We start from the raw sequence: 6,049 nt of genomic DNA on the forward strand, positions 1-6,049 counted from the left end.
TCAAAACAGCTTCGGGAAATGTGTGAGATTCCCAACCTGGCAATTCCGGCTCGCCACAGCGAAGCGCGGACGACATACCAAACTCGCTTATTGTATCACTTTTGTCGGGAATTGTGTGCAAAACATCTGCGAGCAATATCAAAAAAGGGTTTGTGTTTGCCAGCAATTGTCTAAAACCGGTTGCCACGCCAGCGTTTGCACGTACTGTAAATAATCAACGCGGGGAATTTCCACTGCACCGAGCGAGGCGGTGTGCGGGTTTAGCACCTGGCAATCAATCAGCCGACCCTGGTGCGCAAGAAAATGCTGCGAGAATACCCACAGCGCAGTTTTCGACGCATTTTCCTGGCGACTGAACATCGATTCACCGCAAAAAATTTGTCCCAGTGCTAGCCCGTACATGCCACCGACTAGCTGTTGTTCACGCCATACTTCAATCGAATGCGCATGACCTAATTCGTACAAACGCAGCCATGCGCGCTTAACTTCAAAGGTGATCCAGGTTCCTTCTTGTCGGCCACTGGCGCAACCTTCCAAAACCTGAGGAAACGCATGATTCATGGTGACACGAAACGGCGACCGCTTATGAAAACGTGCCATGCTGCGACTGAGATGGAAGGATTCGGGTAACATCACGGCGCGCGGATCCGGCGACCACCATAAAATCGGATCGCCAGGAGAAAACCACGGGAAAATCCCGCGCTGATAAGCATTCATCAGGCGGGCAGGGGAAAGATCGCCGCCCATCGCCAATAATCCATTTGGCTCGCGCAGCGCCATTTCCGGTGGTGGAAAATTTAACGAATCGCGTGAAAGCTGTATCAGTCTCATTGCGTTAATCACACTCAGTGCCGTTGGCTAAGACTATAGCGTAAAGCGTTGATGGAAACGCCAGTAGCGACCGGTTTTTGAGATTAATTCGGCATGAGTACCGGATTCAATAATCTGCCCTTGATCCATCACACAGATGCGATCCATGACCGCTAAACCACTCAGACGATGCGTGACCATAATCAGTGCTTTTCCAACACTGACGCGTTGTAACAACGCTAAAATCTGTTGTTCCGTGGTGGCATCCAAACCTTCGGTCGGTTCGTCGAGTAACCATAAATCCCCGTCGTGTAACAGCGCGCGCGCTATTGCCAAACGACGCAATTCGCCGCCAGAGAGCGGTCGGCCGCCATCGCCCATCCAGGCATTTAATCCTTCGTCCTGCTCGACGAGATGCGATAGCCCAACTTGATGCAACACGTCTTGCAACTGTTCATCACTGGCATTGGGTTGCGCCAGCAGTAAATTATCGCGCAGCGTTTGGCTGAACAGATGAACGCGCTGGGTCACGAAACTAATGCGCTGGCGCAGCGATGCTTCATCCCACTCTTCAATGGCGATGTCATTTAAGCTGATGAAACCTTGTTGCGCTTCCCAGCCGCGCGTTATCAATGCCAGTAAGCTGGATTTACCACAACCGGTGGGGCCGAGCAGCGCCAGATGTTCGCCAGCGTTGAGTGTTAGCGAGAAATTTTGCAGCACCGGTTCAGGGCGTTGTGGATAGCTGAAACTGACGTTTTCAATTTGCAATTTAATGCCCGGCGCGCTGACAACTTTTTCGCTGGGAAAGAGGATAGAAGGCGGCTGTTCGATAATCTCCTGTACGCGTTGGGCGGCGCTGGTGACTTGGGACAGCGGCAGAAACGCACCGGCAACCGGAGCTAGCGCTTCAAATGCAGCTAATGCACAGAAGACAAACAGCGCGATAAACGCCCCTGGCGCACTGTTTTCGCCAACGCCTGCTGCCGATAACCACAGTAATAACGTCACTGTCGCGCCGCTGATCACCAGCAACAGGCTTTGTGCCAGTGCTTGTAAACGATGCTGTTGGTGTTGTGCCTGCTGCCAATTCACTTCTTCTTGATCGAGTTGGCTGCGCCACAATTGCGCAGCGCCGTAGATTTTCAGTTCTGATAATCCAGTAATCCATTGCGTTAACTGCAAGCGCCAACTGGCTTGATGTTGTGCAATCTGTTGCCCTGCGGAAGCACCGAGCCGCCAAAATAGTGGCGGCATGATGAGCAGCGTTAGCAGCATAATGCCGCCAAGGATCAGCGCCAGCGGCATATCTAACCAAGCTAAACCGCAGGTGACGAACACGATCACCACCGCCGCACCGATCAACGGCGAAATCACGCGTAAATAGAGATGGTCAAGCGTATCGACATCGCTGACAAAACGGTTTAGCAATTCACCCTGGCGGAAACGTGCTAATTGTTCAGGTGCCAATGCAATGAGTTTGCCGAAGGTGAAAACGCGTAAATGCTGCAAAACGCGGAAAGTAGCATCGTGGCTTACCAGTCGCTCAAAATAGCGTGCAGCTGTGCGCGTGATTGCTGCACCGCGAACGCCCGCAGCGGGAAGCATATAGTTAAAACTGTACAACCCTGCAACACCCGCTAATGACGACGCCGCCAGGAACCAGCCAGATAAAGTTAATAAGCCGATGCTGGCGAGTAAGGTCACAATGGCAAGAATGACGCCAAGCCCCAGACGCCAAGGATGGCGGCGAAATAGACGCAAGAACGGCAGTAAATTGTTCATCATGCGATCTCCATCTGGCGGTGCTGAGCCATTTCTCGCAACGGCCCTTCTTGCTCAATCAACTGTTGCCAATGCCCTTGCTGTACCAGTTGCCCAGATTGCATGACCCACACTTCGTCCCAGTTGGCTAAATCGTTTAGCTGATGAGTGATCATCAACGTGGTTTGTTGCGTGGCGGCATGTTGCAGGGCACGAGTAACGTGCTGCTCGCTTTGACTGTCGAGGCCAGAACCTGGCTCATCAAGAAGTAAAAGATTTGCCGGTTTGAGTAGCGCACGCGCCACGGCAACTCGCTGAGCCTGACCCACAGAAAGGCCAATGCCGCCATCGCCTAGTACCGTATCCAAACCTTGTGGCAAGCGATCTATGAATTCGTCGATGCCGGCACGCTGCAGTACATTGGCGAGCGTAGCGTCATCAACATCGGTGCTGAGGTGTAAATTCTCTCGCAGCGTTAATGCGGGTAAATGAGGATTCTGACCAACCCAAGCGAGATGCTGCTGCCAACTTTCGCGATTGATGTCTCTCAATTCCTGTCCATTGATAAGCAGAGAACCTTGATACGGCAAAAAACCGAGCAAGACATTCATCAGCGCGGTTTTTCCTGCGCCGCTTTGCCCAACCAATGCCACGCGTTTGCCTGCTTCCAGCGTGAAATTTAGCGGTTGCGAAAGTGCGTGACCGTTTGCTGTCATCACCACCAAATCCTGCGCTTGAATGTTCAATGCCGCATTGGGAGAAAATGCATCAGTAGCAGGTGTGTTAGACGCATCCGGGCTTTCACGCAGGAAGGTATCCAGCGCATCAGCGCCACCAATCGCCTGGGCTTTAGCATGGTAGAAGGTGCCTAAATCGCGCAGCGGCTGGAAAAATTCGGGTGCCAGTATTAAGGCGAGAAAACCGGCGAACAGCGTGACGCCAGTGTGGTAATGACCAAAATTTAGCTCGCCCAGATAGGAAAAACCGAAGTAAACCGCGACTACCGCAATCGCCAGTGAGGCAAAAAATTCCAGCACTGCGGAAGAAAGGAAAGCCAATCGCAACACTTCCATGGTGCGCTGACGAAAATCGGTGGTGCTGGCGGCGATAGCCTGCTGTTCGGCGTCCGCACGATAGAACAAACGTAGTGTTTCACGGCCGCGCAGACGATCATAAAAGTCACCGCTTAGGCGGGCGAGGGCAAGAAAGTTACGGCGGTTGGCATCTGCCGCACCCATGCCAACCATCGCCATAAACAGCGGGATTAGCGGCGCGGTGACCAGCAAAATCAGTCCGGCAGCCCAATTGATCGGGAAAATCGCGATCAAAATAGCTAACGGAATAAAAACGGCCAACGACATTTGAGGTAGATAGCGCGCGTAATATTCCTGCATCTCTTCAATTTGTTCGAGCAGCAAAGTCGCCCAACTGCCCGCAGGTTTGCCCTGAATCCACGCCGGGCCCAATTCATCCAACCGGTTTAATACTTGCTGGCGTAATGCACGGCGAATGGCGACGCCCGCGCGGTGGCCGGCCATTTCACGTGCGTAATTAAAGCCCGCGCGTAATGCGAAGCAAATGAGTAAAAACAGGAAATCGCTGAGGAGTGATGCACGCGGTAGCTGCGCCACAATCAAATTTTGCAACAGCGAAGCCAGCAACCAGGCTTGGGCGATCAGCACCAAGGCACTGGCGAATCCAAACACCGAGGCTGCTCGCAAACTGCGTGCGCCATGATGACGTTGCTGACGAAGCCAGCGGAGAAGTTCTTGTTGCCGTGATTTGTTCATGCGATGCCGTTTGGTAACTCAAAAGAGATGCGAATCCCGGATGAAAACCCAGCAATGTCGGGCGCCAGAACTGTAGCACGCAGGTAACAAAAAAGGCGACCAAAACAGGTCGCCTTCTGATGATTATGATCAGGTTATTAACAACTTACTTATCGTTTTTAACCAAACCATCGAGGAAACGTTCAGCATCCAGCGCGGCCATACAACCGGTGCCTGCTGAAGTAATTGCCTGACGATAAATATGATCCATAACGTCGCCAGCCGCAAACACGCCAGGGATGCTGGTTTGCGTTGCGTTGCCGAGCAAACCGGATTGCACTTTGATGTAGCCGTTCTCTAAATCGAGCTGACCATCAAAAATCGCGGTGTTCGGGCTGTGACCAATGGCAACAAACAGACCGGCAACGTCCAGTGATTCAGGCGCTTCACCTTTAGTTGAAAGCAGTTTTACACCGGTGACGCCCATCTGATCGCCAACCACTTCATCCAGCGTGCGGTCAGTATGCAAAACGATGTTGCCATTACGCACTTTTTCCATCAGGCGATCGATCAAGATTTTCTCTGCGCGGAAGCTATCACGGCGGTGAATCAGATGTACTTCAGCAGCGATATTAGCCAAATAAAGCGCTTCCTCAACGGCGGTATTTCCGCCGCCAATCACCGCGACTTTCTGGTTGCGATAGAAGAAACCATCACAGGTAGCACAGGCAGAAACGCCTTTGCCCTTGAAGGCTTCTTCCGATGGCAGGCCGAGATAACGTGCTGATGCGCCAGTGGCGATAATTAAGGCATCCGCGGTGTATTCGCCGCTATCACCCACTAAACGGAACGGGCGATTTTGCAAATCGACAGTGTGAATGTGGTCAAAAATGATCTCGGTGTTGAATTTCTCCGCATGCTCTTGCATACGTTCCATCAACGCTGGGCCGGTCAGATCGTTGGGATCGCCAGGCCAGTTTTCCACTTCAGTGGTTGTGGTCAGCTGGCCACCTTTCTCTAAACCAGTAATTAACACTGGATTTAGGTTAGCGCGCGCGGCGTATACCGCAGCGGTGTATCCAGCAGGACCGGAGCCCAAAATGAGCAGCTTACTGTGTTTGGCGGTACTCATGCGTTCCTCAATTTTTTTCTGACAACATAGTTTTTGATTGTAGGGAAATTAACGTCGCAAAAAAAGGCTTCAGCAATTTTGTTAACAATCACTGCAAGCGGCGTAGACGATGAGTGCAAATTCTGCACGCCTGTTGCGCCAAAAGGGGGCAAAGCTCGGCAATTAGTGGTGCAGCAGCATAAAAATTCTCATTTAAAAACAGCAACCCAGAACTCTATCTGGCATCTTGTACTGAATTTGGATGTTTTACTTTGACAATCGCCTGCGCTTTTGCGAAAACATTGGGAGAAGCAGAGAATATTTAGCGCTTCAAAACAGGATTTCATTTCTGTTTTGGGCTTTTTAGCCGAATAAACTCAGCCTGACATTGGTAATGACGCATGATGTGGACAGACAACATGCGTCATACGGATGGTCGCATTACTGCACAGGCTTATGGTCTTCACTTCAGTAAGGCCCTGAACAATGAGCGTTTTCAGGGTGTGGCAGGTAAAGGGAAGGAATTAAGAGAGACAATAATAATGGTAGACAATAAGAAACGCCCCGGAAAAGATTTAGATCGTATCGACAGAAA

4 protein-coding genes are annotated in these 6,049 nt (G+C 51.4%); all 4 read right to left on the bottom strand.

Translation table 11 applies throughout. From position 1 onward, the window contains the following. Positions 1–138: 138 nt before the first annotated feature. Positions 139–831: a leucyl/phenylalanyl-tRNA--protein transferase gene (gene aat, locus ABDW13_RS23045; protein WP_343554832.1), complete on the bottom strand. Its 693-nt coding sequence runs from the start codon at positions 829–831 to the stop codon at positions 139–141. Between the two features lie 33 nt (positions 832–864). After that, positions 865–2,595, bottom strand: coding sequence for a cysteine/glutathione ABC transporter ATP-binding protein/permease CydC (cydC, locus tag ABDW13_RS23050; protein ID WP_343554835.1), 1,731 nt, complete (start codon positions 2,593–2,595; stop codon positions 865–867). Then, on the bottom strand, positions 2,595–4,364 hold the full coding sequence (cydD, locus tag ABDW13_RS23055; protein ID WP_343554833.1) for a cysteine/glutathione ABC transporter permease/ATP-binding protein CydD: 1,770 nt from the start codon (positions 4,362–4,364) through the stop codon (positions 2,595–2,597). Before cydD ends, cydC begins: the two co-directional genes overlap by 1 nt. A 145-nt stretch (positions 4,365–4,509) precedes the next feature. Further along, positions 4,510–5,475, bottom strand: a complete 966-nt coding sequence (gene trxB / locus ABDW13_RS23060; RefSeq protein WP_343554834.1) for a thioredoxin-disulfide reductase — start codon at positions 5,473–5,475, stop codon at positions 4,510–4,512. Between the last annotated feature and the right edge of the window lie 574 nt (positions 5,476–6,049).

It is taken from the genome of Pantoea sp., from assembly GCF_039594315.1.
Taxonomy (GTDB): domain Bacteria; phylum Pseudomonadota; class Gammaproteobacteria; order Enterobacterales; family Enterobacteriaceae; genus Pantoea.